Source organism: Micromonospora sp. WMMA1998 (assembly GCF_027497375.1).
Taxonomy (GTDB): Bacteria; Actinomycetota; Actinomycetes; order Mycobacteriales; family Micromonosporaceae; genus Micromonospora; species Micromonospora sediminicola.
This window is the reverse complement of record NZ_CP114911.1, coordinates 5,085,325-5,110,680: the sequence shown is the minus strand read 5'-3', so window position 1 is coordinate 5,110,680 and position 25,356 is coordinate 5,085,325. Positions and strand designations below refer to the sequence as shown.

At 74.8% G+C, this 25,356-nt stretch carries 17 protein-coding genes; 6 read left to right on the top strand and 11 right to left on the bottom strand.

Features of this window, described 5'->3' with window-relative positions; translation table 11 throughout:
• Window positions 1–9: 9 nt before the first annotated feature.
• Window positions 10–1,008: a winged helix-turn-helix domain-containing protein gene (locus tag O7600_RS23685; RefSeq protein ID WP_281590703.1), complete on the bottom strand. Its 999-nt coding sequence runs from the start codon at window positions 1,006–1,008 to the stop codon at window positions 10–12.
• Between the two features lie 243 nt (window positions 1,009–1,251).
• The gene (locus tag O7600_RS23680; protein WP_281590702.1) at window positions 1,252–2,289 is read right to left on the bottom strand and encodes a hypothetical protein; all 1,038 of its coding nucleotides are present in this window, start codon (window positions 2,287–2,289) and stop codon (window positions 1,252–1,254) included.
• A gap of 39 nt (window positions 2,290–2,328) precedes the next feature.
• Between O7600_RS23680 and O7600_RS23675 the strand changes: the two genes are divergently transcribed.
• The gene (locus tag O7600_RS23675; protein ID WP_281590701.1) at window positions 2,329–2,916 is read left to right on the top strand and encodes an NUDIX hydrolase; all 588 of its coding nucleotides are present in this window, start codon (window positions 2,329–2,331) and stop codon (window positions 2,914–2,916) included.
• 29 nt (window positions 2,917–2,945) lie between these two features.
• On the opposite strand, the gene O7600_RS23670 is transcribed toward O7600_RS23675, so the two are convergent.
• Entirely contained in the window at window positions 2,946–4,037 is a 1,092-nt protein-coding gene (locus O7600_RS23670; protein WP_281590700.1) for a sugar phosphate nucleotidyltransferase, read from the bottom strand.
• Between the two features lie 63 nt (window positions 4,038–4,100).
• Complete coding sequence (locus O7600_RS23665) at window positions 4,101–5,246, bottom strand: glycosyltransferase family 1 protein (protein ID WP_099162508.1); 1,146 nt, start codon at window positions 5,244–5,246, stop codon at window positions 4,101–4,103.
• Window positions 5,247–5,396: 150 nt separating this feature from the next.
• Here O7600_RS23665 and O7600_RS23660 point away from each other — a divergent pair, with 150 nt between their 5' ends.
• Entirely contained in the window at window positions 5,397–6,086 is a 690-nt protein-coding gene (locus tag O7600_RS23660; protein WP_281590699.1) for a TIGR03089 family protein, read from the top strand.
• 106 nt (window positions 6,087–6,192) lie between these two features.
• Here the strand turns inward: O7600_RS23660 and O7600_RS23655 are convergent, their stop codons facing one another.
• Both O7600_RS23655 and O7600_RS23650 read right to left on the bottom strand, forming a co-directional pair.
• On the bottom strand, window positions 6,193–8,181 hold the full coding sequence (locus O7600_RS23655; RefSeq protein WP_281590698.1) for an acetoacetate--CoA ligase: 1,989 nt from the start codon (window positions 8,179–8,181) through the stop codon (window positions 6,193–6,195).
• Between the two features lie 316 nt (window positions 8,182–8,497).
• On the bottom strand, window positions 8,498–9,013 hold the full coding sequence (locus O7600_RS23650) for a hotdog domain-containing protein (protein ID WP_099162511.1): 516 nt from the start codon (window positions 9,011–9,013) through the stop codon (window positions 8,498–8,500).
• A gap of 23 nt (window positions 9,014–9,036) precedes the next feature.
• Between O7600_RS23650 and O7600_RS23645 the strand changes: the two genes are divergently transcribed.
• The gene (locus O7600_RS23645) at window positions 9,037–9,687 is read left to right on the top strand and encodes a hypothetical protein (protein ID WP_281590697.1); all 651 of its coding nucleotides are present in this window, start codon (window positions 9,037–9,039) and stop codon (window positions 9,685–9,687) included.
• A gap of 57 nt (window positions 9,688–9,744) precedes the next feature.
• Here the strand turns inward: O7600_RS23645 and O7600_RS23640 are convergent, their stop codons facing one another.
• Window positions 9,745–10,908, bottom strand: a complete 1,164-nt coding sequence (locus O7600_RS23640; RefSeq protein WP_281590696.1) for an acyl-CoA dehydrogenase family protein — start codon at window positions 10,906–10,908, stop codon at window positions 9,745–9,747.
• Window positions 10,909–11,155: 247 nt separating this feature from the next.
• Here O7600_RS23640 and O7600_RS23635 point away from each other — a divergent pair, with 247 nt between their 5' ends.
• Complete coding sequence (locus tag O7600_RS23635; RefSeq protein WP_281590695.1) at window positions 11,156–12,583, top strand: UDP-glucose/GDP-mannose dehydrogenase family protein; 1,428 nt, start codon at window positions 11,156–11,158, stop codon at window positions 12,581–12,583.
• A 162-nt stretch (window positions 12,584–12,745) separates the two neighbouring features.
• Window positions 12,746–17,659 carry a permease gene (locus O7600_RS23630; RefSeq protein ID WP_281590694.1) on the top strand — a complete coding sequence of 1,638 codons (4,914 nt, stop codon included), beginning with the start codon at window positions 12,746–12,748 and terminating at the stop codon, window positions 17,657–17,659.
• A 93-nt stretch (window positions 17,660–17,752) separates the two neighbouring features.
• Here O7600_RS23630 and purE read toward each other — a convergent pair whose 3' ends face one another.
• The 3 genes from purE to O7600_RS23615 form a co-directional block, all read right to left on the bottom strand.
• Window positions 17,753–18,244: a 5-(carboxyamino)imidazole ribonucleotide mutase gene (purE, locus tag O7600_RS23625; RefSeq protein ID WP_091581823.1), complete on the bottom strand. Its 492-nt coding sequence runs from the start codon at window positions 18,242–18,244 to the stop codon at window positions 17,753–17,755.
• On the bottom strand, window positions 18,241–19,401 hold the full coding sequence (locus O7600_RS23620) for a 5-(carboxyamino)imidazole ribonucleotide synthase (RefSeq protein ID WP_281590693.1): 1,161 nt from the start codon (window positions 19,399–19,401) through the stop codon (window positions 18,241–18,243). Before O7600_RS23620 ends, purE begins: the two co-directional genes overlap by 4 nt.
• 120 nt (window positions 19,402–19,521) lie before the next feature.
• Window positions 19,522–21,558, bottom strand: a complete 2,037-nt coding sequence (locus tag O7600_RS23615) for a thioredoxin domain-containing protein (protein ID WP_281590692.1) — start codon at window positions 21,556–21,558, stop codon at window positions 19,522–19,524.
• A 143-nt stretch (window positions 21,559–21,701) separates the two neighbouring features.
• Between O7600_RS23615 and O7600_RS23610 the strand changes: the two genes are divergently transcribed.
• Window positions 21,702–22,727 (top strand): phosphatidylinositol-specific phospholipase C domain-containing protein, encoded by a 1,026-nt coding sequence (locus tag O7600_RS23610; RefSeq protein ID WP_281590691.1) that lies wholly within the window; start codon window positions 21,702–21,704, stop codon window positions 22,725–22,727.
• Between the two features lie 43 nt (window positions 22,728–22,770).
• Here O7600_RS23610 and O7600_RS23605 read toward each other — a convergent pair whose 3' ends face one another.
• Window positions 22,771–25,302, bottom strand: coding sequence for a bifunctional diguanylate cyclase/phosphodiesterase (locus O7600_RS23605; protein ID WP_281590690.1), 2,532 nt, complete (start codon window positions 25,300–25,302; stop codon window positions 22,771–22,773).
• Window positions 25,303–25,356: the final 54 nt, after the last annotated feature.

Below are 25,356 nucleotides of genomic sequence, written 5' to 3'. Positions count from 1 at the left end.
CACGGCCGGTCAGGACTCCAGGACGGCTCGGCCCAGCGGGGTCAGCGTGTGCAGGACGGTGTTGCGGTCGCGGTGGCTGACCAGCAGCCCGGCGTTGCGCAGCACGGTGGTGTGCTGGCTGGCCGCGGCGGCGGAGATGTGCAGTCGGCGGGCCATCTCGCCGGTCGTGCAGCCCTCGTCGGCGGCCTGGAGCACCGAGGCGCGGGTGCGGCCGAGCAGGGCGGCCAGCGCCTCGCTCTGGCCGGCGCCACCGTCCCGCGCGGCGCCCCCGCCGGGCGTGAGGCCGCCGAGCCGGTCGACCGGGTAGACCAGCACCGGGGGCAGGGTCGGGTCGACCAGCGCCACGGGCGTGCGGGAGCAGAAGAACGACGGCACGAGCAGCAGGCCCCGGCCGTCCAGGTGCAGCTCCCGGGTGTCCGGATAGTCGAGCACCTCGAGCACCCCGTCGCCCCAGCGCATGCTGGGTCGCAGGCTGGCCAGCAGCCCCTCGGCGCCACCGTCGAGCATGGCCCGGGCGCGCCGCGCCCGGTCCGCCTCGACCGCGGCCTGCACCCGGGTCCAGTAGGGGGTGACCGCCAGCGACTGGTAGCGCGCCATGGCCTCGGTGAGGTGGTGCAGCATGTCCGGCTCGCCCCGGGCGAGCGCCGTCGCCGAGGGGGGTAGCGGGTTCTCGCTGGCGAGCAGGGTCAGGTCGCGGCGGAGCATGTCGGCCGGCGTGCCCCGGACGGCTTCCAGCCCGGCCTCGAAGCCGTCCCGGCTGGCGGACGGCGTGAGGAAGTCGGGAAAGTAGCCACGCGGCGGGTTGAGCGCGAGGAGCAGGCGGTAGCGCTCGGCGCCGGTGTCGGATCGCAGCCCGTGCGCCACGGTACGTCGCCAGGTCGTCATCAGTGGGTCACGACCGCGACCCTGGAGCAGGTGCACACTGAGGACCAACTCCCAGAGCGGGTCCGCGGCCGGGGCGACCCGGGTCCGCAGTATGTCCTCACTTGAGAAAATGATCTTCAACATGGAGCGCTCCTGGGCGGACGGCGGGGGCGCACGCCACCCCTGGCACTTTACCCGTCGGTACTAATCTCCATCTTTAAGCGTGACGTGAAAAACCTCGACGCGTGACGGGCCGGTTCGGCAGACTCGTCCTTGCCCGCCGACGCCGGGGCGCAGTGTCGACCCGGTCGCCGGCCGACGGGCGTGGCCGGACGGCACCACGAGGGTCTGCGGATCCGCTCCGCAGGGGTGCCGTCCGGCCCTCGCTCATCCGATCCAGAGCGCCACCCGGTGGTCCTCGTCGGTGACGAAGTAACAGCGTCCCGCCACCTCGGCCAGGCCCTCCACGTGGTGGAACGGCGCCAGCTCCGCCACCGGCTCGCCGGCCACCCGCGCGTCGTCGACCGCCGCGTGGCGGAACCGCACGTGCCGGGACGTCACGTCGCCGCCGTGCGGGTGGTCGTCCAGCAGCACCGAGCCCTTGCCCAGCGCGTCGATCGACCCGATCACCGCCGCGTAGCCGCCGTCGTCGGTCGGCGTGATCGCGCGGAAACCGGCCAACGCCCCGGCCGGCGTCACCCCGGTGAGCGCGTACGCGCCGAGCGCCCACGGCCAGCGCGCCGCGTCGTCGAACATCTCCGCCACCCCGGTCAGCTCGACGTAGATCGGCTCACCGTCGGTGGTCACCGGGAAGCGCAGCCCGAGCAGCACGGTCCCGTCCGGCGTGAACGCCGCCGCCTCGACGTTGAGCGGGAGGTCGTCCTCGGCCAGCCGGGTCACCCAGCTCTTGGCCCGGGCGGTCCCCCGGGCCACCGTCTCCACGATGAACCGCTGTCGGACCCGCTCGCCCGGTGGCAGCGGGACCAGCGGGGCGGCGGCGAGCGCGTCGTTGACCGCCCGGTGCAGCCGGAAGCGGTTGCGCACCACGTGCACGGGAAGCGTTCCGGTCGCCGCGTCGTCCTCCCGGAAGCGGGCCACGAAGGCGCGGCGGGGGCGCAGCGGCCCGCCCTTCGACCCGAAGTGCGAGCCGAAGACGTAGACCCAGCCGTCGTGGTGGGCGAGCGCCTCGCCGTCCTCGGTGCGGCCGTTCTCCCGGCCCGCGTCGGCGGACACGTGGTGCGCCACCCACTCGCCGTCGTCGCGTTCCAGCAGCAGGGCCAGGCAGTGCTCCACCGGTCCCTCGTCCAGCACGGTCCAGAAGCCGCGCCGCGCGCCGTGCGCCCGCAGCAACGCGGGCGAGCGCACCGGCAGCAGATCGCTGGCCTCGTTGCCGGCCACCAGGAACTCGACGAGTCGCAGGGTCACCGGGCCAGGGTACGGAGGCGGCGCTCGTAGAGTGTCCGGGTGCCCGACACCGACCCCACCGACCTCACCGCGTACGCCGAGCTGCACGCCGACGCCGTCGCGGCGCTGCGCCGCTGGACGGCGACCAGCCCGGCCGCCGCCGCCAACCGGGACCGGACCCTGGCGCTGCTGGCCGCCGGGCCGGTCGCGATGACACGGACGCACCGGCCGGGGCACCTCACCGCCAGCGCGCTGGTCCTCGACCCGACCGGCGAGCGGGTGCTGCTCTGCCTGCACGGCAAGTTCCACAAGTGGGTGCAGCTCGGTGGACACTGCGAGCCCGGCGACCGGACCCTGGTCGGCGCGGCGCTGCGCGAGGCCACCGAGGAGTCCGGGATCGCCGGCCTGACCATCGGCCCGGAGCCGATCGACGTGGACGTCCACGCGGTCTCGTGCCAGGGCGGGTCGCTGCACTACGACGTCCGGTACGCGGTGTTCGCCCCGGGGGGTGCGACCGAACGGGTCAGCGCCGAGTCCGACGCGCTGGGCTGGTTCCCGCCGGACCGGCTGCCCACGCCGCTGGCCGGCGGGACCCGCCAGCTAGTGGCGCCGGCGCTGGCCGCGCTGGCCCGTCGCGCCGCCGGTTGACCCACGCCGGCGACCGACGGACCGCCGGATCAGACCAGGCTCTCCTCGCCACGCTCCTTGAGCTGGTCGACGACCTTCTTCACGTCCTGCGCGCGGTCGCGGGGGCAGACCAGCAGCGCGTCCGGGGTGTCCACCACGATCAGGTCGTGCAGCCCGACGGTGGCGACGAAACGGCCGGAGTGCGGCACCACCACGGTCCCGGTGGTGTCGTGCAGCAGCACACCCGGCTTGGCGTCGCCGCCGAGCACCACGTTGCCGTCGGCGTCACCGGGCAGCACCTCGCCCAGGGTGTGGAAGTCGCCGACGTCGTTCCACCCGAAGTCACCCGGTACGGTCGCCACCCGCCCGGCGGTCGCCGCGCCCTCCATCACCGCGTAGTCGACCGAGATCTTCGGCAGCGTCGGCCAGACCGTGCCGAGCACGTCGTCCTGCTCCGGAGTGCCCCAGGCCGCCGCGATGGCGGTGATCCCGGCGTGCAGCGCCGGCTGCTGGCGGGCCAGCTCGGCCAGGAAGACGTCCACCCGCCAGACGAACATGCTGGCGTTCCAGAGGTGCCGGCCGGACCGGACGTAGCCCTCGGCCACCTCGGCGGCCGGCTTCTCCTTGAACTCGCGCACCGGGCGCAGCGGCCCGTCGCCCAGCGGGTCGCCGGTCTCCAGGTAGCCGTAGCCGGTCTCCGGCCGCGTCGGGGTGATGCCCACCGTCATCAGCAACCCCTGCTCGGCCCCGCCGATGGCCTGCCGCACCACCTCGGCCAGCCGGGCCGGGTCGCCGATCAGGTGGTCGGCGGCGAACGAGCCCATCACCGCGTCCGGCGCCCGCTCGGCGATCACCGCCGCGGCCAGCGCGATCGCCGCGCAGGAGTCCCGCGGGGAGGGCTCGACCAGGATGTTCTCCTCCGGCACACCGGCCAGTTGCCGGGCCACCGCCGCGGCGTGCGCGGCCCCGGTGACCACCAGCGTGCGCTCGGGTGTGGTCAACGGCGACAACCGGTCGACCGTGGCCTGCAACAGTGAGGCGGAGGTGCCGGTCAGCGGGTGGAGGAACTTGGGATGGCCGGCGCGGGACAGCGGCCACAACCTTGTGCCGCTGCCGCCCGCCGGGATGACGGCGTAGAACATCAGCACATCATGCCCGAAGCGGGCGAGCGCCAGGGTCGGTCGCCGACGACCCGCAGCGGACGCTCAGGAACGCGCCCGGCGCCAGGCGGCGATGTGCACCTCCGCGCTGGACTCCCAGGTGAACTCCTTGGCCCGGTCGAACCCGGCCTTGGCCAGGGAGAGCCGTCGCTGCTCGTCGTCGAGCAGGGCGCCCAGGTCGGTGGCGATCTGGTCCGGGTCCTCGCTGGTGTAGGCCACCGCGTCGCCGCCCACCTCGGGCAGGGAGAGCCGCGGGGTGGTGAGCACCGGGGCCGCGCACGCCATCGCCTCCAGGATCGGCAGCCCGAAACCCTCGCCGTAGGACGGGTAGGCGGCGACCAGCGCGCCGCCGAGGAAGCCGGGCAGGTCGGCGTAGCGCAGGTAGCCGGGGCGCAGCAGCCGCAGGTGCGACGGCACCTCGGCCACCGCGCGGTCGATGTCGTCGTCGTGCCCCTGGCCGCCGGCCACCACCAGCACGGGCGGGTTGGGTCGGTCGGCCACCGCCCGGGCCCAGCCCCGGATCAGGTTGGGCACGTTCTTGCGCGGCTCCTTGGCGCCGAGGAACGCGATGTAGCTGCTGTCGCCCAGCCCGAGCCGGGCCCGGACCCGGGCCTTCTCCTCGTCGCCCGGCGCGTGGAAGGCGGCCTGGTCGACGCCGTGGTAGGCCACGTCGATCCGGGTCGGGTCGGCGTCCAGCAGGCGGATCAGCTCGTCCCGGGTGGCCTTGCTCGGCACGATCACCCGGTTGGCCCGGCGCAGCGAGGTCTTGATCGCGCTGCGGAAGAACGTCCGGCGCGACTTGTCGTAGTGCTCCGGCTCGGTGAAGAAGGTCGCGTCGTGCACGGTGACCGTCACCGGACAGCCGGCCCGCAGCGGGCAGGTGTAGAACGGTGAGTGCAGGACCTCCGCGTTGACCTGCTGGGCCAGCAGCGGCAGGCCGGTCTGCTCCCAGGCGAGTCGGGCCGGGCGGTGCGCCACGGCGGCCGGGGCGGGGATCACCTCGGCGCCGGGCAGCATCCGGGTGTAGCGCTCCAGGTCGGTGCGCAGGCTCACCACGGCCAGGTCGACGCCGGAGCCGCAGACCCGGCCGAGCGCGCCGAGCAGGCCATCGACGTACCTACCGACGCCGCCTCGGTCGGCGGGGACACTCGTGGCGTCGATGAGTACGCGGGGCGGACGACCGGCGGTCACGGGGCGGCTCCTCAGATGGCGCGGTTGTGGGGAAGAACACTGTCGGCAAGCCTACGCCGGGCCGGGTGCCCGACGCTGACTGCGACCCGACGGTACGCCGACTTGTCGTTGTCATCGAGTACGCGCCGGGGGCGCGTATCGTTCGCGCCGATGGCCGACAACATTGCCCGGGTCTTCGCCGACGCGATCGCGCCCGACCCCGCCCGACCGTTGCTCACCTGGTACGACGACGCCACCGGCGAGCGCACCGAACTCTCCGGCGCGACGCTGGCGAACTGGGTGGCCAAGACGGCCAACCTGCTCGTCGACGAAGCCGGGGCCGCGCCGGGCGACCCGGTCGGCGTGTTGCTGCCGCCGCACTGGCAGACCGCCGCGGTGCTGCTCGGCTGCTGGTCGGCGAAGACGACGGTGGTCGACCGGCCGACCCCGGTGGACGTGCTGTTCACCGCCGTCGACCGGGTCGACGAGGCGGCCCGCTGGCCGGCCGGCGAGCGGTACGCGCTGGCCCTGGACCCGTTCGCGCTGCCGATGCGGCAGGCGCCGGCCGGCTGCACGGACTTCGTCGGCGCGGTACGCGGACACGGCGACCACTTCACGCCGTACCCCTCGGGCGGCGAGGCGGACGCGGCGCTGCTGGCCCGCGCGGAGGCGCGCGCCGCGGAGCTGGGCCTGCGCGCCGGTGACCGCCTCTTGGTCGACGTGACCCGGCACCCCGACCCGGTCGACTGGCTGCTGGCCCCGCTGACCGCCGGCGCCTCCGTGGTCCCCTGCGCCCACCCCGACCCGACCCGCCACGCCCACCGCGCCACCACCGAAAGAACCACCCACACTCTCCCCTGACCCCACCCCGGCGATCTTGCACTTGCGGCCCCGGGTCCGGGGCATTCGCCCCTTTCGTCGGGGCGGAAAGTGCAAGATCAGCGGGGCGGGGGCGGGAGGCGCGGGGTCAGGCCGGGGTGGGGTGGTCGGAGTTGGCGCGGCGTTGGGCCAGGGTGGCGAAGGCCGTCAGGGACTCGGGGTTGGCCAGGGCGCCCTTGGCCGCGGCCGAGTCGACCGGGGTGCCGGTCAGGATCTTCTTGACCGGGACCTCCAGCTTCTTCGCGCTCAGCGTTCTCGGCACGGCCCGGACCTGGTGGATCTCATCCGGCACGTGCCGGGGTGACAGCGCGGTCCGCAGCTCCCGGCAGATCGTCCTCCGCATCGCGTCGTCGAGTTCCAGGCCGTCGGCGAGCACCACGAACAGCAGCAGCTCACCGGCGCCGCCCTCGTCGTCCTCCAGGTGCACCACCACCGAGTCGACCACCTCGTCGAGCCCCTCCACCACGGAGTAGAACTCCGCCGTGCCGAGGCGCACCCCGCCCCGGTTCAGGGTGGCGTCGGAGCGGCCGGTGATCACGCAGCCGCCGCGCTCGTTCACCGTGATCCAGTCGCCGTGCCGCCAGACGCCGGGGTAGACCTCGAAGTACGCCTCCCGGTAGCGGGCGCCGTCCGGGTCGTTCCAGAACCCGACCGGCATGCTCGGCATCGGCTCGGTGATCACCAGCTCGCCGAGCTGGCCGATCACCGCCGAGCCGTCGGCCGCACGGGCCTCCACCTTCGCGCCGAGCGCCCGGCAGGCGATCTCCCCCGCGTGCACCGGCAGCAGTGGCACCCCGCCCACGAAACCGGTGCAGACGTCGGTGCCGCCGGACAGCGACTGGAGCTGGAGGCGGTCGCCGACGTTCTCGTACACCCAGGTGAAGCCCTCGGCCGGCAGCGGCGCGCCGGTCGAGCCGAGCCCGCGCAACGCGGACAGATCGGCGATCTCCCGTGGCACCAGCCCGGCCTTGCGGCAGGCCAGCAGGAACGGGGCCGAGGTGCCGAAGTAGGTGGTGCCGGTCTCCGCCGCGAGCCGCCACAACGCGCCCAGGTCCGGGTGGCCCGGGTTGCCGTCGAAGAGCACGATCGCCGCGCCCACCGCCGGCCCGGAGACCAGGAAGTTCCACATCATCCAGCCGGTGGTGGTGAACCAGAGGAACCGGTCGGACGGACCCAGGTCGTGGTGCAGCGCCAGCATCTTCAGGTGTTCGAGCAGGATGCCGCCGTGGCCGTGCACGATCGGCTTGGGCAGGCCGGTGGTGCCGGAGGAGTAGAGCACGTAGAGCGGGTGGTCGAAGGCGACCGGCGTGAAGGTCAACGGCTCGTCGGTCTCCGCCGCCAGCTCCGCCCAGGCCAGGGCACCCGCCGGGGTCTCACCGGCCGGATCGAGGTACGGGACGGCGACGGTGTGCCGCAGCGACGGCAGCGCGGCCCGGATCGCGGCCACCTCGGCGCGCCGGTCGACCGGCTTGTCGCCGTAGCGGTAGCCGTCCACCGCGACCAGCACCGTGGGCTCGATCTGCTGCCACCGGTCGGTGACGCTGCGGGTGCCGAACTCGGGCGCGCAGGAGGAGAAGATCGCCCCCAGGCTGGCGGTGGCGAGCAGCAGGACGTACGTCTCCGGGATGTTCGGCGCGTACGCGGCCACCCGGTCGCCCGGGCCGACGCCGAGCCGGCGCAGGCCGGCCGCCACCCGGCGGACCCGCTCGCGCAGCTCGGCCGCGGTGAGCGTCTCCGGGGCGCGGGTCTGCCCGTGCGCGATCACCGCCGGATCGTCGTCGCCGAGGCCCGGCATGCGCAGCACGTTCTCGGCGTAGTTGAGCGTGGCGCCGGGGAACCAGCGGGCGCCGGGCATGGCCCGCTCGGCGAGCGTGGCGGTCGGCGGGGTGTGCGCGACCACCTGGAAGTAGTCCCAGATCGAGCCCCAGAACCCGTCCAGGTCGGTCACCGACCACCGCCACAGCGCGTCGTAGTCGGCGAACTCCAGCCCGCGGTGCTCGGCCAGCCAGCGCAGGTAGTCACCGATCCGGGACCGTTCGCGTACGTCGGCCGGCGGCGTCCACAGCACGTCAGACACGTTCCACCCTCCCTGAGGCCCGTCACGACACTGTGCATGGGCCGTGGCGCCATCTTGCCCTACCTCGTGCCGCCATTCTCCGCACCGGGTGGCGGTTCCGGGGCGTGCCCACCCCACACCCCGAACCCCCCACCCATGTGGGCCGCGTGCAAGGAAGGGACCCTTGTTAACGCCTCGTGCATGGAAAGGGGCCCCGCTTAACACCTGACGCCTCGCGGGCGAACGCAGGCGATGGCGGGCAGCGCCGGAATGCCCGGATGTTAAGAAGGGCCCCCTCCTCTACCGGAGGCGTTAACAAGGGGCCCTTCCTTGCACCTCAGCCGGCGCGGTGGGCCTGGATGGCGCGGCGGCGGGCCAGGCGGTGGGCGCGCCGGATCTCCGCCTCCCGGAAGCGGCGTTCGTCGTCGGGCGTCTCGGGCAGCACCGGACGGACCCGCCGGGGCGCGCCACCGACATCCACCCCCACGAAGACCAGGTACGCGGTCGCGACCCGCACCGGCTCGTCCTCGGCGGAGTCCCAGCGCTCGGCGACCACCCGCACCCCGACCTCCATCGAGGTGTTGCCGGTCCAGTTGACCTGTGCGTGCGCGTGCACCAGGTCGCCCACCCGGACCGGCTCGGAGAAGACGATCTCGTCGATGGAGGCGGTGACCGCGGTGCCACCGCTGTGCCGGGCCGCCGCCGCGCCGGCCACGTCGTCGACGAACTTCATCAGTACCCCACCGTGCACGCTGCCGTACAGATTGACATCGACAGCGGTCATGATGCGACTGAGCGTGACGCGGGAGTACGAGGTCGGCTTACCCGCCGGCACCGCGGGATGATCTGTCATGCCGGAAACGGTACGGTGCGCGGATGCGACATCTCTGGAGCTTCCTCGCCGGGTTGGTGGTGGCGCCCGTCACCTGGGTGCTCGTCACCCTCGGTCAGGACGGATCTGGGCGGACCGTCAACCGCTGGGTGGAGATCGGTACGTACAGCACACCGAACCTGATCGAGCCGGCCGTCTACCTGGGCGTCGCCGGCGTCCTGCTCGGCCTGCTCGGCACGCTGCGTTTCTCGCCGCTCGGCCCGCTCGTGGCGGGCCTGCTGCTCGCCGCCCCGTACGTCGGGTTGTTCGTCGCGCCCTTCTCCGTGCGGGACCGGGTGCCCGACGACCTGAAAGTGCTCGGCGACCCGCTGCCGCTGCGCCAGCCGCTGGAGAACGGCACGCTGTTCCTCATCGGTCTGCTGCTGCTGATGGCCGTGTTCAGCGCCCAGCGGTGGCGGCGACCCGTGGCGGCCGAGGCGGAGCTGACCCCGGCCGTCACACCGGTCGAGCACCGGCCCGCGCTCACCGACTGGCCGCCGGCGGGCGCGCCGAAGGACCCGGACACGGCCCCGCTCACGCTGGCCTACCCGGAAAACCCCACCGATCCCCTGCCCCGCCGCACCGGCGGCGAGTCGCCGTGGTCCGCGCCGCCGCGCGGCGCCGCCCGGCCGGAGGGCACCAGCGAGAGCCGTTGACCAGTGCGGGCGGGCCGGGTCACCCCGGCCCGCCCGCCCGAACGTCGACGCCGGCGCTCAGCCCTTGAGCAGCTGCCGGGCCATGACGATGCGCTGCACCTGGTTGGTGCCCTCGTAGATCTGCGTGATCTTGGCGTCCCGCATCATCCGCTCGACCGGGTAGTCGCGGGTGTAGCCGTAGCCGCCGAGCAGCTGGACCGCGTCGGTGGTGATCTCCATGGCGGCGTCCGAGGCGAAGCACTTGGCGGCCGCACCGAAGTAGGTCAGGTCCGCGTCGCCGCGCTCCGACTTGCCGGCCGCCGCGTACGTGAGCTGCCGGGCCGCCTCCAGCTTCATGCCCATGTCGGCGAGCATGAACTGGATGCCCTGGAACTCGGCGACCGCCTTGCCGAACTGCTTGCGCTCCTGGACGTAGCCCTTGGCGTAGTCCAGCGCACCCTGGGCGATGCCGATCGCCTGGGCGGCGATGGTGACCCGGGTGTGGTCCAGCGTCTTCATGGCGGTGGCGAAGCCGGTGCCCTCCGCGCCGATCATGCGGTCGGCCGGGATCCGGACGTTGTCGAAGTAGACCTCGCGGGTCGGCGAGCCCTTGATACCGAGCTTCTTCTCCGGCGCGCCGAAGCTGACACCCGGGTCGGCCTTCTCCACCACGAAAGCCGAGATGCCACGGGACCGAGCTGTGGGATCGGTCACAGCGAAGACCGTGTAGTACTCGGAGACGCCCGCGTTGGTGATCCACCGCTTCACGCCGTTGAGTACCCAGTGGTCGCCGTCGCGGACCGCCTTGGTGGTCATCGACGCGGCGTCGCTGCCCGCCTCCGGCTCGGAGAGGCAGTAGGAGAACATCGCGTCGCCCGAGGCGACCGCGGTCAGGTACTTCCGCTTCAGCTCCTCGGAGCCGGCCAGCAGCAGCGGCATGGTGCCCAGCTTGTTGACCGCCGGGATCAGCGAGGACGAGGCGCAGGCCCGGGCCACTTCCTCGATCACGATGGCCGTGGCCAGCGCGTCCGCGCCGGCGCCGCCGTACTCGACCGGGACGTGCGGGGCGTGGAAGTCGGCGGCGCGCAGGGCGTCGTAGGACGCCTTGGGAAACTCACCTGTCTCATCCGCCTCGGCGGCGTGCGGAGCCACCTTCGCCGCACAGACCTCACGGACCGCCTCCCGGATCGCCTCGTGCTCCTCCGGCAACCGGTAGACGTCGAACGACTGCTCTGCGGCCATGTCGGCCCTCCCCTTTCACCGCTATCATGCGCAGTCTGTGCCGCCCGGAAGCTGCCGACTGCCGCAAACTGAAGGATAGCCACCGGCTACGGCCGAACCTTACCGGCGGGTAGGCTCGCGCCCGAGCGTCGTCCACCCGACCCACTACCCTCACACCAGACATCAGTCCCCTCGGCGCCCGGCCCAGGCGTCCCCCAGCAGAATGCGACGCGAGGAAGCGCCGCCAGTGCGAGCGGAGAAGACAGGCGTGACGATCCCGTACCCGAACTCCCAGCCGACGCCCGCCATCGCCGCGGTGACGCCGCCGTCCGGCGCCGCCCGGCCCCGGGTCACCTTCCTCGGCACCGGCTACCTCGGCGCGACGTACGCCATCTGTTACGCCGAGCTGGGCTACGAGGTGCTCGGCTTCGACGTCGACGCGGACAAGATCGCGAAGCTGAACGCGGGCGAGGTGCCGATCCACGAACCCGGCCTCGACGAGCTGCTGCGGCGCAACCTGGCCGCCGGCCGGCTGCGGTTCAGCACCGACATCGCCGAGACCGCCGACTTCGGCGACGTGCACTTCATCTGCGTCGGCACCCCGCAGCGGGCCGACGGCATGGGCGCCGACCTGTCGTACGTCGAGGCGTCGGTGACCGGCCTCGCCCAGCACCTGACCCGCAAGGCGCTGATCGTCGGCAAGTCCACCGTGCCGGTGGGCACCGCCGAGTGGGTGGAGCAGCTGGTCGGCAAGCACAGCCCGGCCGACCTCGGGGTCGAGGTGGCGTGGAGCCCCGAGTTCCTCCAGGAGGGCTTCGCCGTCGACGACGTGCTGCGCCCCAACCGGATCGTGGTCGGCGTCAAGAGCGAGTGGGCCAACGGCATGCTCTTCGCCGCCCACAAGGGCGTCTTCGACCTGGCCGCCACCGAGGACCGCGAGGTGCCCCTGGTGGTCACCGACTTCGCCACCGCCGAGCTGGTCAAGGTCGCCGCGAACGCGTTCCTGGCCACCAAGATCTCGTTCATCAACGCGATGGCCGAGGTCTGCGAGGCGGCCGGCGGCGACGTCACGCAGCTCGCCCGCTCCATCGGCTACGACCCGCGGATCGGCAACCGGTTCCTCCAGGCCGGGCTCGGCTTCGGCGGCGCCTGCCTGCCCAAGGACATCCGGGCCTTCCAGGCCCGCGCCCAGGAGCTGGGGGCCGGTGAGGCGCTGCGCTTCCTGCACGAGGTCGACCTGATCAACCTGCGCCGCCGTACCCGGGTGGTGCAGCTCGCCGCCGAGCTGCTCGGCCGCCGCTCCGGCCCGGCCGGTCCGGACCTCTCCGGCACCCGGATCGCGGTGCTCGGCGCCACCTTCAAGCCCAACACCGACGACGTACGCGACGCCCCCGCCCTCGCGGTGGCCGCGCTGCTCGGCAAGGCCGGCGCCGACGTGCACGTCTTCGACCCGCAGGGGATCGAGAACGCGCGCCGCGCCGTGCCGGAGCTGACCTACGAGGAGAACATGACCGACGCCGTCCGCGGCGCCGATCTGGTCTGCGTGCTCACCGAGTGGGCCGAGTTCCGCAACGCCGACCCGGTCGCGCTGGGCGAGCTGGCCAACGGCCGCCGGGTGGTCGACGGGCGCAACTGCCTGGACTCGACACTGTGGACGCAGGCCGGGTGGGAGTACCGCGGCATGGGTCGCCCCTGACCCGTCGACGTCGGGCCGGCCGGCCGGGGATCGCATCCCCGACCGGCCGGTCCTTTTTTGTTGTCCGGAACGCGCCGGCAACTGTCGAAATCCCGGCCCGCTCAGGGCATGCTGCCTCTGGGCGGTCCACAGTGCGGGGGCGCGGGCGAACGGGAGACTGACGTGGAGAGCTTCAGGTGCGCCTCGTGCGGGCGGGAGATCAAGCCCGCCGTCGTCTGCCCCCACTGCGGCACGGAACAGCCCCAGTGGACCGAGCACCTGGCCGACATCGAGCGGTCGATCGCCGAGATGAAGGCGCGCGACGCCGAGATCGCCCGCGAGCAGCGGCAGATCGCGGCCAAGATGCAGGCCGCCCTCTTCCAGCGCGACATCCTGGCGCACGCCGGGGAGGAGCGGATCAAGCAGGCCACCCGTCCCCGCCGGGTGCTCCGCCGGCGGCCCGGACGCCGCCCGCCCACGGCCGCCACCGGCGCGCCGCCCCGGGTGCCCCGGCAGGGCACCCCGCCGCCCGGGCCGGACGACCTCCCCCCGCCACCGCCCCGTGGCCGCCCTCAGTGGCTCGACGCGGACGACCCGGAGCATCCGCCGGAGGCGTCGTCACGCGAGGTGCAGAACATCCCGCTCGGGCTGGGCGCGCTGCTGCTCGGCGTCGCGGCGGTGGTCTTCGCCGCGGTCGCCACCAGCTCGATGGACGCGTTGGCGCGACTCGGCGTGCTGCTGGTCGCGACCGTGCTGATGCTGCTCGCCCCGCCGGTGCTGGCCCGGCGCGGGCTCACCTCGACCGCCGAGACCATCGCGGCGGTCGGGTTGCTGCTGGTGCCGCTGGCCGGGTACGCGCTCTGGGCCGTGGACCGGATCGGCGGCGGCACGTCGGGCGCCGCGTTCGCGGGGTCGATCTTCCTGGTCACCACCGTCGTCGCCTTCGGCTACGCGTACGGCACGGGCCTGCGCGCGCCCCGGTTCGCCACCGTGCTGGCCGCCCAGCCGGTGCTGCCGCTGCTGGCGTACGAGCGGATCACCGGCCCGGCGGGGTGGGCGTTGGTGCTCACCGTGGTGGCCGTGCTGGACCTGGCCCTGGCCCGCTCGGTGGTGGTGCGTGAACGGCCGGTCCGGCACGACCTGCCCCCCACCGTGCCGCCGGCGCCCGCCGCACCCCGGCAGCGCGCCGACGAGGACCGGCCCGAGTCGGCGCCGGAGGAGGCCGGTGAGGTGCTCGGCGGCGAGTCGCCCGCCGGGCCGGCCGCCGCCGCGCCGGCCCGTCCGGTGCCGTGGCTGCGGGAGCTGACCTGGCTGCTGCACGGGGCCGCGGTCGCGGTCGCCCTGGCGTACGCGGTCACCGCCCTGCTCCGCGCCGCCACCGTGCCGACCGCCGCCGGCGCCGGCGCGGTGCTGCTGCTCGCCGCGCTGGTCGCGCTGGCCGGGACGCTGGTGCTGCGCCGGCCGCCGTTGCCCGACGTGGGCGCCGGCATCCTCACCCTCGCGGTCATCGGCGCGCTCGGCCGGGTCGCCTCGGTGGCGCTGCCCGGGCGTTCGCTGCTGCTGATCGCCGCGGTCATCGCGCTCACCGGGTTCGCCGTCCGGGCCGTACCGGAGGCGGCCCGCCGGGGTCCGCAGCTGGCGTCCGCGGTCGCGCTCACGGTCAGCGGCCTGGTGGTCGCCGGCGGCGCGTTGCGCGCCGGGCTGGCCCCGGTCCGGGCGGCGCTGCCCGCCTGGTCGGCCGACCTCGGCGGGTGGCACGCCGAGCTGGCCCGGGCGGTCGGACCGACCGGCTGGCAGCTCGCCGCCGCCGCGCTGCTGCTCACCGTCGCCGCCGTGGTCGCGCTGCCGCCGGAGATCCGCCGGGAGTTCGCGGTGGTCGGCGCGGCGCTCACCGCGCTGGCGGTGCCGGCCTCGCTCGGTCTGGGCTGGGCCGCGGCCTGCTGGCCGATGCTGCTCACCGCCGTCGCGATCGGGGTGCTCGGGCTCACCGCCGGCACCGAGCGCGCCGCCGTGGCGCACGCGGTGACCGCCGCCGGGCTCGGCCTGGTCGGGGCCGGGGCCGCGCTCGCCCGCCCCGCGCTCACCGCCGCCGCGCTGACGCTGCTCTTCCTGGCCGGGGCGCTGGTGTCGCTCGCGCCGCGGGTCCGCCTGGCCGCCGCCGCGACGGACCGGGTCTGCGCCTGGGCGGCCGGCGGCGCGGCGTTCGCGTTGCCCGGCGCGGTGGCCGCGTTCGTCGCCGCCACCGTGCCGACCCCGCCGGCGCCCACCCCGGCGAACCTCCGCGAGATCACCGTCCCGATCCTCGCCGCGAGCTTCCTCGCGGTCTGCGTGACGCTCGGCTACGCCGCCCTGGTCCAGGTGGCGCAGCGGCAGCTGAGCATGCCGCACGCGCTCGGCACCGTGCTCGGCGCGGTCGCCGTCGCCGCCGCCGGGTTCGGCGCGCCCGGCGCCACCTCGGCGGACGCCTGGGTGGGTGGCCTGCTGCTGATCTCGGCCGCGCTGCTGGCGCTGGCCCCGCGGATCGACGCCGGCCGCCGCGCCGACATGTCGCTGGACGGCTCGGACCTGGCCCTCGCCGCGATCACGGTGGCGCTGGTGGCCACGCTGGCCCGGATCGCCGCGGTCCTCGCGCCGGGCGGTCAGCTCGTGGTGGCCGCCGCGCTGGTGCTGCTGGTGGCGGTCGCCGCCCGGGCGCTGCCGGAGGAGTGGCGGCGCGGTCCGATCCTCGGCATCGCCGCCGGGGGCACGCTGATCGGCCTGATCGCCGCCTGGAGCGCGCTGCGCGGCGGGCTCGGTGTGCTGGCCACCCCCGGCCCGATCTGGGCCGGTGACCTGAGCGGCTGGCCGGCGGCGCCGACCGGCGGGTCCGCCTGGCAGGCGCCGGTCGCGCTGGCGCTGCTCGCGGTCACCGCCGCCATCCTCCTGCCACCACCCTGGAAGTACGACGTGTCGGGCGCGGCCGCGGTGCTCGCCACGGTGGGCGCGCCGGCCGCGTTCGATCTGCCCTGGTGGTCGCCGGTGCTGGTGGGCACGATGGTGGCCACCGTCTTCGGGATGGCGGCCGCGGCCGCGGCGGACCCGCGGGCCGCGCTGTCCCGGGCCACCGTGGCCGGCGTGGTGGCGTTGCACGCGGCCGGCGCCGGGCTGGTCCGCCCCTGGACCACCGCGCTGGCGCTGGGCAGCATCGCGTTGATCGGGGTGACGGTGGCCGCGCTGGCTCGCACGCTCGCGCCGACGCTGGTGGAGGACATCCGCGCCGAGGGTATGCCGCCGCATCTGGTGCAGGTGGGCGGTGCGGGCGCCGGGGCGGCGCTGCTGGCCCTTCCCGGCGCGGTGGCCGCCCTGTCCGCCGAGTTCGGCCGCCCGCCGCAGGTGGTCCTCACCTCCGCGTTGGCCGCCGCCAGCATCGGCCTGGCCGTGGTCGCGGCGGTACGCCGGCAGGTGCCGCAGTACCTCCCGTACGCCAGCGTCGCCGTGGTCGGCGCGGCCACCGTGACCGCGGCGGCCGCTCTCCTCGTGCGCCTGCCCGCCGGTGTGTTCGCCGCCGCCGCGGCGCTGCTCGGCGTGCTCGCCGAACTGGTCCGGGCGGCCACCGTCCCGCCGGTCGGCTCGGCCCGCCCGGTGCGCCGCTGGTCCGTGCTGTTCGATGGGGCGCTGCGCCGGGACCCGGGCGACCGCACGGAGCTGCGCTGGCGGGTCAGCCCGGCGGCCGGGGCACTCGCCGCGGCGGCGCTGCCCACCGCGTTGGCCCTGGCCACGCTGGCCCCGTCGCTGGTGGTGGCGCTGTTCTCGCCGTTCGCGGCGCTGGGCCGGGTGTGGCAGGGGCCGCCGCCGGAGCTGCTCACCCCGCCGCCGGACGCCGTGGACCCCACCCATGTGCTCACCGCGCTGCTGCTCACCGCCACGGCGGCGCTGGCCGCGACCGGGTTCAGCGGCGGTCGCCGGTCCCGGGCGGTGCCGGTGGTCCTGCCCGGGGCCGCGCTCACCCTGCTCATCACGCCGGTGGCGCTGGGCCGGGGCTGGCCGGTGACCGCGCTGGCCGCGTTGGCCGTGTTCACCATCTCCATGCTCGGGCTGGCGCTGACCCCACCGCCGCCGTTGGTGGAGCCGGCCCGGTCGATCCGGGTCGCCCGGGTGCTGGTCTTCGCGATCGGGCTCGCCGCCGGGGGCGCGGGGCTCTGCGGCAGCCTCGCCACCCGCGACCTGACCCTCTTCACGCTGGGCGGCGCTGTCGGCGTGGGCGTTGTGGCCGCGCTGTTCGGCGCCACCCAGCGGGCCCGCATCCTCGGGTGGTTGTTCGGCTCATTGATGGCCCAGCTCTTCGCGCTCACGCTCGGGCTGGTGGCGGGGCTCGCCGCGGTCTGGTCCGCCTTCGGGGTGCTCGCGGTCGGCGCGGCGTTGCAGGTCTTCGCCGCCACGCTGCCCCGGTTGCGCCGGCCGGAGGCGTACCGGGAGGCGGCCACCGTCGAGTGGAGCGGCTACGGGGCGGCCCTCATCGCGCTGGCGCTGGCGTACGACTCGCCCCGGCACATCGCCGCGCTGCTGGCCGCGTGGGGCGCGGTGCTCGGGGTGGCGGCCAGCCGTCCGGGCCGCCGTCCGATGGAGCGCAACCTGCTGTTCTGGGCGGTGGTGGCGTGCGAGATCAGCGCCTGGTGGATCCTGATGCGGGTGGCCGACGTGGCGCTCCCGGAGGCGTACACGTTGCCGTTCGCGGCACTCGCGTTGCTGGTCGGGGTGCTGCAACTGCGCCACCGGCCCGACCTGTCGAGCTGGGTGGCGTACGGGCCGGCCCTGGTGACCGCGTTCCTGCCGACGTTGGCAATCGTGATCGCGACCGACTCCAGCATGCTGCGGCAGGTGCTGCTGCTGCTCGGCGCCGTGGCGGTGCTGATCTTCGGCTCGACGAGCCGGCAGCAGGCGCCGGTGATCGTGGGCGCGACGGTCACCGCGATCGCCGCGGTGCACGCGTTGTTCAGTCTCGGCCCGTGGCTGGTGCTGATCCCGGTCGGCATCGTCCTGCTGGTGCTGGGCGCGAGCAACGAGCGTCGCCGTCGGGCCCAGGAGCGCCTGCAGACCGCGCTGCGCGGCATGCGGTAGGTCCGGGCGCGGCGGCGGAGGGCACGCACACGCGCCATCCCGGTCGGCCGCGATCGGTGACCGGCCGGGGTGAGCACGCGGGGTGACGAACGGTCAGGCGAGCGAGGCGCGCAGCGCGGCTTCCTTCTCGGCGACCAGGTCCTCCAGGCTCGCCTGGTAGGCGGCCATCCGGTCCCGCAACGCCGGGTCGGAGGCGCCCAGGATCCGGACGGCGAGCAGGCCGGCGTTGCGCGCGTTACCGATCGACACCGTGGCGACCGGCACACCGGCCGGCATCTGCACGATGGACAGCAGCGAGTCCATCCCGTCCAGGTGCTTGAGCGGCACCGGCACACCGATCACCGGCAGCGGGGTGACCGAGGCGACCATGCCGGGCAGGTGCGCCGCCCCACCCGCGCCCGCGATGATCACGCGGACGCCGCGACCGGCGGCGGACCGGCCGTACTCGATCATCTTGAGCGGGGTCCGGTGCGCCGAGACCACGCCCACCTCGTGCGGCACGCCGAACTCGTCCAGCGCCTCGGCGGCGGCCCGCATGGTCGGCCAGTCCGAGTCGCTGCCCATGATCAGCCCGACGGTGCTCATTGTGTCCCCTCCTGGAGCCAGCGGGCGGCCCGCGCGGCCCGGGCCCGTACGTCGGTCAGGTCGGTGCCGAGCACCGTGACGTGACCGATCTTGCGGCCCGGTCGGACCTGCTTGCCGTAGAGGTGGACCTTGGCGCCGGGCTCGGCGGCGAACAGGTGGTGCAGCCGCTCGTCGATCGACATCCCGCCCGGCTGACCGCCGAGCACGTTCGCCATCACCACGACCGGCGCGGCGAGCGAGGTGTCCCCCATCGGATAGTCGAGCACCGCCCGCAGGTGCTGTTCGAACTGCGAGGTCCGGGCGCCCTCGATGGTCCAGTGCCCCGAGTTGTGCGGGCGCATGGCCAGCTCGTTGACGACCAGACCGGTGGGCGTGTCGAACAGCTCCACCGCGAGCAGCCCGACCACGCCGAGCGCGGTGGCCAGGTCGATGGCGAGCTGCTGCGCCGCGACCGCCCGCTCCTCCGGCAGGTCGGGCGCGGGCGCCAGCACCTCGACGCAGATGCCGTCGCGCTGCACCGTCTCCACCACCGGGTACGCGGCCACCTGGCCGAAGGGCGACCGGGCGACCTGCACGGCCAACTCCCGTCGCAGCGTCACCCGTTCCTCGACCAGCAGCGGGGTGCCGCCTTCGAGCAGCGTCGCGGCCAGCTCGGCGGCCCGGTCGGCGTCGTCCACCATCCAGACGCCGCGCCCGTCGTAGCCGCCCCGGGCGGCCTTGAGCACCACCGGCCACCCGGTCTCCCGGCCGAAGGTCACCAGGTCCGCCGGCGACTCCACCGGACGCCAGGCCGGGTTGGGCGCGCCCAGCTCGCCGAGGCGCTCCCGCATCACCCGCTTGTCCTGCGCGTGCACCAGCGCCTCGGCCGGCGGGAACAGCTTCACGCCCTCGTCGGTCAGCGTGCGGATGTGGTCGTTCGGCACGTGCTCGTGGTCGAACGTGACCACGTCGCAGCCCTTGGCGAACGTGCGCAGGGCGGTCAGGTCGGTGTGGTCGCCGTACTGGACGTCGGCGGCGACCAGCGCCGCGCCGTCGTCGGGGGCGAGCGCCAGCACGCGCAGCGACTGACCGAGGGCGATGGCGGCCTGGTGGGTCATCCGGGCCAACTGGCCGCCACCCACCATGCCCACGACGGGGAGTCCGGTCCGGGAGTCCATAGCGCCGCCAGCCTAACCGGGCCGGCGACGCCCCCGGCCGCTGGGCCCGTCCCCGTCCCACGACCGGGAAACGGGACGGCGACCGGCCCCGGAAGCAGGGTTCCCGGGCCGCGTGACGGCTCAACCCAGTTGGGCGACGAGGTCCTCGACCGAGGTCACCGGCCGCTGGCAGACGAACCCCCGGCAGACGTACGCGGTGGGCCGCCCGTCGACCAGCGGACGGTCCGCCAGCAGCGGCACACCCGGCTGGTCCGGGGCGCCGGCCACCACCACCGCGCCGGGCGGGGCGTGCCGGCGGGCGGCGGCCACCAGCGGGTCGCCCTCCGGGTCGTCGGTCACCACCGCGATCTCGTACGGGCCGGAGAGCAGCGCCTCGCCGACCGTGGCGGCGTAGCCGGTGAACCGGGCGTGCCGGTCGACGATCGGCGCGACCGTGGACAGGGTCACCTCGGCCGCCTCCCGGTAGCGGGTCTCACCGGTCAGCGCCGCGTACGCGACCAGCGCCGCGACGACCGCCGAACGGCCGGACGGGGTGGCGTTGTCGGTCGGGTCGGCGGGCCGGGTGACCAGGCGCTCGGCGTCGTCGGCGGTGTCGTAGAAGCCGCCGTCGGCGGACGCGAACCGGGCCAGTGCCACGTCGAGCAGCTGCCCGGCCAACGTCAGCCAGCGTCCCTCGCCGGTGAGCTGGTGCAGCGCGCAGAACGCCTCCGCGACGCAGCCGTAGTCCTCCAGCACCCCGGCCGGCTCGCCGACGACCTTGTCCCGGGAGACCCGGCGCAGGCGGCCGTCGACCAGGTGCACGGCGGCCAGGTGCTCGGCGGCGTCGCGCATGGCCCCGTCGGCGACGATGACCACACCCTCCATCAGGTTCGCGTCCTCGTCCTCACGGGACGCGTAGAGCGCGGCGACCTGCTGGAACTCGGCGAGCGCGGTGATCGCCAGCCCGTTCCAGGCGGCCACCACCTTGTCGTCGCGGGCCGGCTGGGGCCGGGTGTCGCGGGCGGCCAGCAGCCGGCCCACCACGTCCTGCCAGCGGGCCCGGACCGCCGGGTCGGCGTCGTCGACGTCGCGGGCCAGGCGCAGGACGCTGGCGCCGTGCTCGAACGTGCCGTCGGCGGTGACCTCGAAGAGGTCGGCGGCGAACCGACCGTCGGACTCCCCCAGCACCTCGACCAGCTGCGCCGGCGTCCAGACGTAGGTGAGTCCCTCGACGCCCTCGGTGTCCGCGTCCAGCGCGGAGGCGAAGCCCTCACCGGGTCGGTGCAGCTCGTCGGCGAGGAAGCGGGCGGTGTCCCGGGCGACCCGGCGGGCCAGCCGGTCGCCGGTCAGCCGCCAGAGCTGGGTGTAGACGCGCAGCAGCAGCGCGTTGTCGTAGAGCATCTTCTCGAAGTGCGGCACGGTCCAGTGGCCGTCCACCGAGTAGCGGGCGAAGCCCCCGGCGAGCTGGTCGTTCAGGCCACCCCGGGCCATCGCCTCGCAGGTGTGCCGGACGATCTCCAGGCTGCGCGCCGAGCCGGTGCGCCGGTGGTGGCGGAGCAGGAAGAGCAGGTTCATGTGCGGCGGGAACTTCGGCGCGCCGCCGAACCCGCCGTTCGTCTCGTCGTACTCCTGGGCGAGCCGACCGGCGGCGCCGTCGAGCAGCTCGGCGGTGAGCGGGGCGGTCACGCCGCCGACGGCCTGGGCGCCGCCGATCGCCTCGACCACGGCGGCGCCCTGCCGCAGCACGGCCTCGCGCTGGTCCCGCCAGGCGGCGGCGACCGAGCCGAGCAGCCGGACGAAGTTGGCCCGGGGGAAGTAGGTGCCGCAGAAGAACGGGGTGCCGTCCGGGGTGGCGAACACCGTCATCGGCCAGCCGCCCTGGCCGGTCATGGCCTGGGTGGCGGTCATGTAGACGGCGTCGACGTCGGGGCGCTCCTCCCGGTCGACCTTGACGCAGACGAAGTCGTCGTTCATGAGCCGGGCCACGGCCTCGTTCTCGAACGACTCGTGGGCCATCACGTGGCACCAGTGGCAGGCCGCGTAGCCGACCGAGATCAGCACCGGCACGTCGCGGCGCTTCGCCTCGGCGAACGCCTCGTCGCACCAGGGCCACCAGTCGACCGGGTTGTCGGCGTGCTGGAGCAGGTAGGGCGAGGTGGCCTCGGCGAGTCGGTTCACCACCCGACCCTATCCGCCGCGCCGGACCGCCGCCCCCGGACCGGTCGGAGCCACGAGCCGTCCTTCCGCTATTCACCTTTGTCTATTTGAATCGGCGCATGGCCGGCGTCGTCCACCGCCGGCGCGTCCGAAGGAGACGGTCCATGCGCAGACTCCCCGCCCTGCTCGCCCTCGCCGCCCTCACCGGATCCCTGCTGGCCCCCGGCACCGCGTCCGCCGAGGTCCCGCCGCAGACCCGGTGGTCCGCCACCACCGGCGTCGGAATCCACAACACGTACGAGCGTGGCACCTACACCTACCTGGCCCAGGCGCTCGACGCCCGGCCCGGGCTGATCGAGCTGGACGTCTGGCCGGACGTGCTGACCCGGCAGTGGCGGGTCAGCCACGGCAACCCGCTGGGCAACGACAACAACTGCGTCGCCGCCACCAGCGCCGCCCAGCTCTACACCGGCACCCGCAACAAGAACCTGGAGCACTGCCTGGACGACATCCGGCTCTGGCTGGGCGCCCACCCCGACGCCGGCCCGCTCATCCTCAAGCTGGAACTCAAGACCGGCTTCAGCGGCCGCACCGGCCAGGGGCCGGCCCAGCTCGACGCGGTGCTCGCCGCCCGGCTCGGCGACCGGGTGTTCCGCCCGGCCGACCTGCTCGGCGACCACCCCGGCCTGGACGCCGCCGCCCGCGCCGACGCCTGGCCCACCCGCGCGCAGCTCGCCGGCAGGGTGATCGTGGAGCTGATCCCCGGCACCGTCGAGGAGGGCAACCCGACCGACACGCTCTGGACCGACGTCGAGTACGCCCGCCACCTGAACGGCCTGGCGGCGGCCGGCACGCTGGGCAGCGCCCGGGCGTTCCCGGCGGTGCACCGGGCCCAGGCCGGCGACCCCCGGACCCGGTACGCGGACCCGGCCCTGCGCCAGTGGTTCGTGCTCTTCGACGGCGATGCCTCGGCGTACGTCACCGGCGGCGTCGACACCGCCTGGTACGACGCGAACCACTACCTGCTGGTGATGACCGACGCGCAGAACGTCCCGCCGGCGGTCGGCAGCGGTGACGCCGACGCGGCGGCGGCCCGGGTCGCCCAGCTGGCCCGCGCCCACGCCAGCATCGCCTCGGCCGACTGGGCCACGCTGCCCGCCGTCCTCGACGATGTGCTGCCCCGCGGCTGAGCGCGCCCCCGCGCCGTCGAGCCCGCCCGGCGGCGCGGACCGCTCAGGAGGCGCCGTCGGCGCGCAGCGGGAAGACGTTGCCCCGCGCGGTGTCGCGCAGCGACCCCAGCACCGCCCCGATCTTGTCCGCCGGCATCGGCTTGAAGAAGTGGTAGCCCTGCGCGGCGGTGCATCCCAGTTCGACCAGCGCGGTGCGCTGCTCGGCGGTCTCCACCCCCTCGGCCACCACCCGCAGCCCCAGCTCGTGGGCGAGCCCGACCGTGGTCCGGACGATCGCCGCCGCCTCCGGGGAGTCGGCCATCCGGATGACGAAGGACCGGTCCACCTTCAGCTCGTCCACCGGGATGCGGGTGAGGAACGTCAACGAGGAGAAGCCGGTGCCGAAGTCGTCGACCGCGAGCTGCACGCCCATCGCCCGCAGTGTCGCCAGCACCTCGTCGATGATCTCCAGCTCGCTCATCACGACCGTCTCGGTGATCTCCAGGACCAGCCGGTGCGGCGGCACCTGGTGCCGGCGCAGCGCCTCCTCGATCTCGGCGGGCAGCCGCGGGTCGAGCAGGCTGCGGGCGGACAGGTTCACCGAGATCGGGACGTCCAGCCCCTCCCGCGCCCAGCCGGCGGCCACCTCCAGCGCCTTGTCCAACACGTAGCGGGTGAAGCTGCCGAGCTGCTCGCTGTTCTCCACCGGGCGGATGAAGTCGGCCGGGCCGAGCCAGCCCCGGCGCGGGTGCCGCCACCGGATCAACGCCTCCACCCCGGTCGGCCCGCCGGTGGCCAGGTCCACCGCCGGTTGCAACGCCAGCACCAGCTGGTCGTCGGTGGCCAGCGCCTCCCGCAGCTCCGCGAGCAGCGCCAGGTGGTCGGTGCTCGCCGCGTCGCGGGAGCTGTCGTACGCGGCGACGCTGCCGCCACCCTCCTTCGCCTGGTACATGGCGATGTCGGCGCGCCGCAACAGCTCGGTCAGGTCGGCGACGCCGGCGTCGGCCACCACCACGCCGACCGCCACCTCGATCGACATCCGCACCCCGGCCACCTCGGTCGGCGCGGCGAGCCGCTCGGCGACCTCCCGGGCCTGGCGCACCGCGTACGCCAGCGGGGCCGTCCGGTCCTCGACCACCGGGACCGAGGTGAGCAGCAGGGCGAACTCGTCGCCGCCGAGCCGCCCGAGCAGGTCCCCCGGCCGGGTCAGCGCGGCCAGCCGGTTGGCGGTGAGCCGCAGCAGCTGGTCGCCCGCCGAGTGGCCGAGCGTGTCGTTGACCTCCTTGAACTGGTTCACGTCCAGCAGCAGCAGAGCCACCGGGTGGTCGTGGGCCCGCTGCCGCAGCGCCTGGTCGCCGCGGGTGAGCAGCGCGGCCCGGTTGAGCAGGCCGGTGAGCTGGTCGTGCACCGCGTCGTACGACGAGCGGGCGGTGACCAGCCGCAGCTCACGGTGGGTCGCGGCGTCGTGCAGGGCGGCGGCCAGGGCGTCGGAGAAGGCGGCCACGCCGTCCTGTTCGCGGGCGGTGGGCGGGGCGGACCGGGCGAACCGCACCCGCAGCCGTCCCACCTCGGCGGGTCCGACGGTGAGCCGCCGGACCAGCTCGTGTTCGCCCGAGCCGCGATCCGCCGGGGGCTCCACCTCCCGGTCCCGCACCTGCCCACCGAGGTCGGCCCGGTATCGGCGCCAGCGCCCGTCGCCGCGGGCCACGTCGACCTCGACCAGCTCGGCCCCGAACAGGGTGAGGGCGCCGGTCACGGCGGCGGTCGCCACGCCGCGTTCGTCGAGCTGGTTGAGGGCGGCGGTGGCCTCGGCGAAGGCCCGCCAGGTCCGGCGTTCCTCGTCGGCCCGGAGCCGGTGCCGGTAGGTCTGCTGCAACAACCACAGCGGCGGCGGCAGGAGCAGCAGCCAGCGCGGGTCGAGTTCCAGCATCGCGACCACCACCAGGCCGACCGCGACGTTGCCGATGAACATGAGCAGCTTGCCGCGGAGCGCGGCGAGCAGCGGCGGCCCGATCGGGATGCCGTGCCGCAGCGCGAGCGTGGCGGCGCCCAGCCAGGCGGTGGTGAGCAGGTAGGTCACCGCGCCCGCGCTCAGCGCGAGGGCCAGTTCGGGGGTGGGCGCGGCGAGCAGCGGCCGGCCGAGGGCGCTCGCGACCGCCGCGGCCAGCGCCGTGGCGGCGGTGAGCGAGGTGGTGATGCGCACCAGCTCCAGCACCGGTCGGCGGTCCGCGACCACTGACATCGTGGTCCAGGCGGCACCGGCGCCGAGCAGCGCGGCGGCCGGCAGCCAGCCGGCGGGGACCAGCCAGAGGCAGACGAGGAGCGCGGCCTCGCCCCAGGTGATGCTGACCATGCCCGACGGGGCCCGGAAGCGGAGCCGGGCGAGCTGGGCCACGGCGAACGCGACGGTGGCGAGGCCGAACCGGGCCGGCCCGGGCAGGGGGTCGTCCATCGGCAGGTGTGCCGGTACGGCGAGGCCGAGCACCGCGGCCAGCAGCGCGGTGGCCGCGACCGCGACGGTCAGCAGCACGACGCTCACCGGGGTGCCCCGCAGGCCTAGCCGATCGGGTGGCCGGTCGGCCGGCTCGGAGGTCACGGACCCGCCCCGTCGGCGGGTGCGACCGGGACACGGTCGGGGCCCGTTGCTGCC

What these genes read in the sequence shown, in the direction of transcription:
- O7600_RS23645 (WP_281590697.1), top strand. Translation starts at nt 9,037, where the DNA reads ATGCGACATCTCTGGAGCTTCCTCGCCGGGTTGGTGGTGGCGCCCGTC.
- O7600_RS23640 (WP_281590696.1), bottom strand. Translation starts at nt 10,908, where the DNA reads ATGGCCGCAGAGCAGTCGTTCGACGTCTACCGGTTGCCGGAGGAGCAC.
- O7600_RS23670 (WP_281590700.1), bottom strand. Translation starts at nt 4,037, where the DNA reads ATGTTCTACGCCGTCATCCCGGCGGGCGGCAGCGGCACAAGGTTGTGG.
- O7600_RS23650 (WP_099162511.1), bottom strand. Translation starts at nt 9,013, where the DNA reads ATGACAGATCATCCCGCGGTGCCGGCGGGTAAGCCGACCTCGTACTCC.
- O7600_RS23620 (WP_281590693.1), bottom strand. Translation starts at nt 19,401, where the DNA reads ATGGACTCCCGGACCGGACTCCCCGTCGTGGGCATGGTGGGTGGCGGC.
- purE (WP_091581823.1), bottom strand. Translation starts at nt 18,244, where the DNA reads ATGAGCACCGTCGGGCTGATCATGGGCAGCGACTCGGACTGGCCGACC.
- O7600_RS23610 (WP_281590691.1), top strand. Translation starts at nt 21,702, where the DNA reads ATGCGCAGACTCCCCGCCCTGCTCGCCCTCGCCGCCCTCACCGGATCC.
- O7600_RS23660 (WP_281590699.1), top strand. Translation starts at nt 5,397, where the DNA reads ATGGCCGACAACATTGCCCGGGTCTTCGCCGACGCGATCGCGCCCGAC.
- O7600_RS23685 (WP_281590703.1), bottom strand. Translation starts at nt 1,008, where the DNA reads ATGTTGAAGATCATTTTCTCAAGTGAGGACATACTGCGGACCCGGGTC.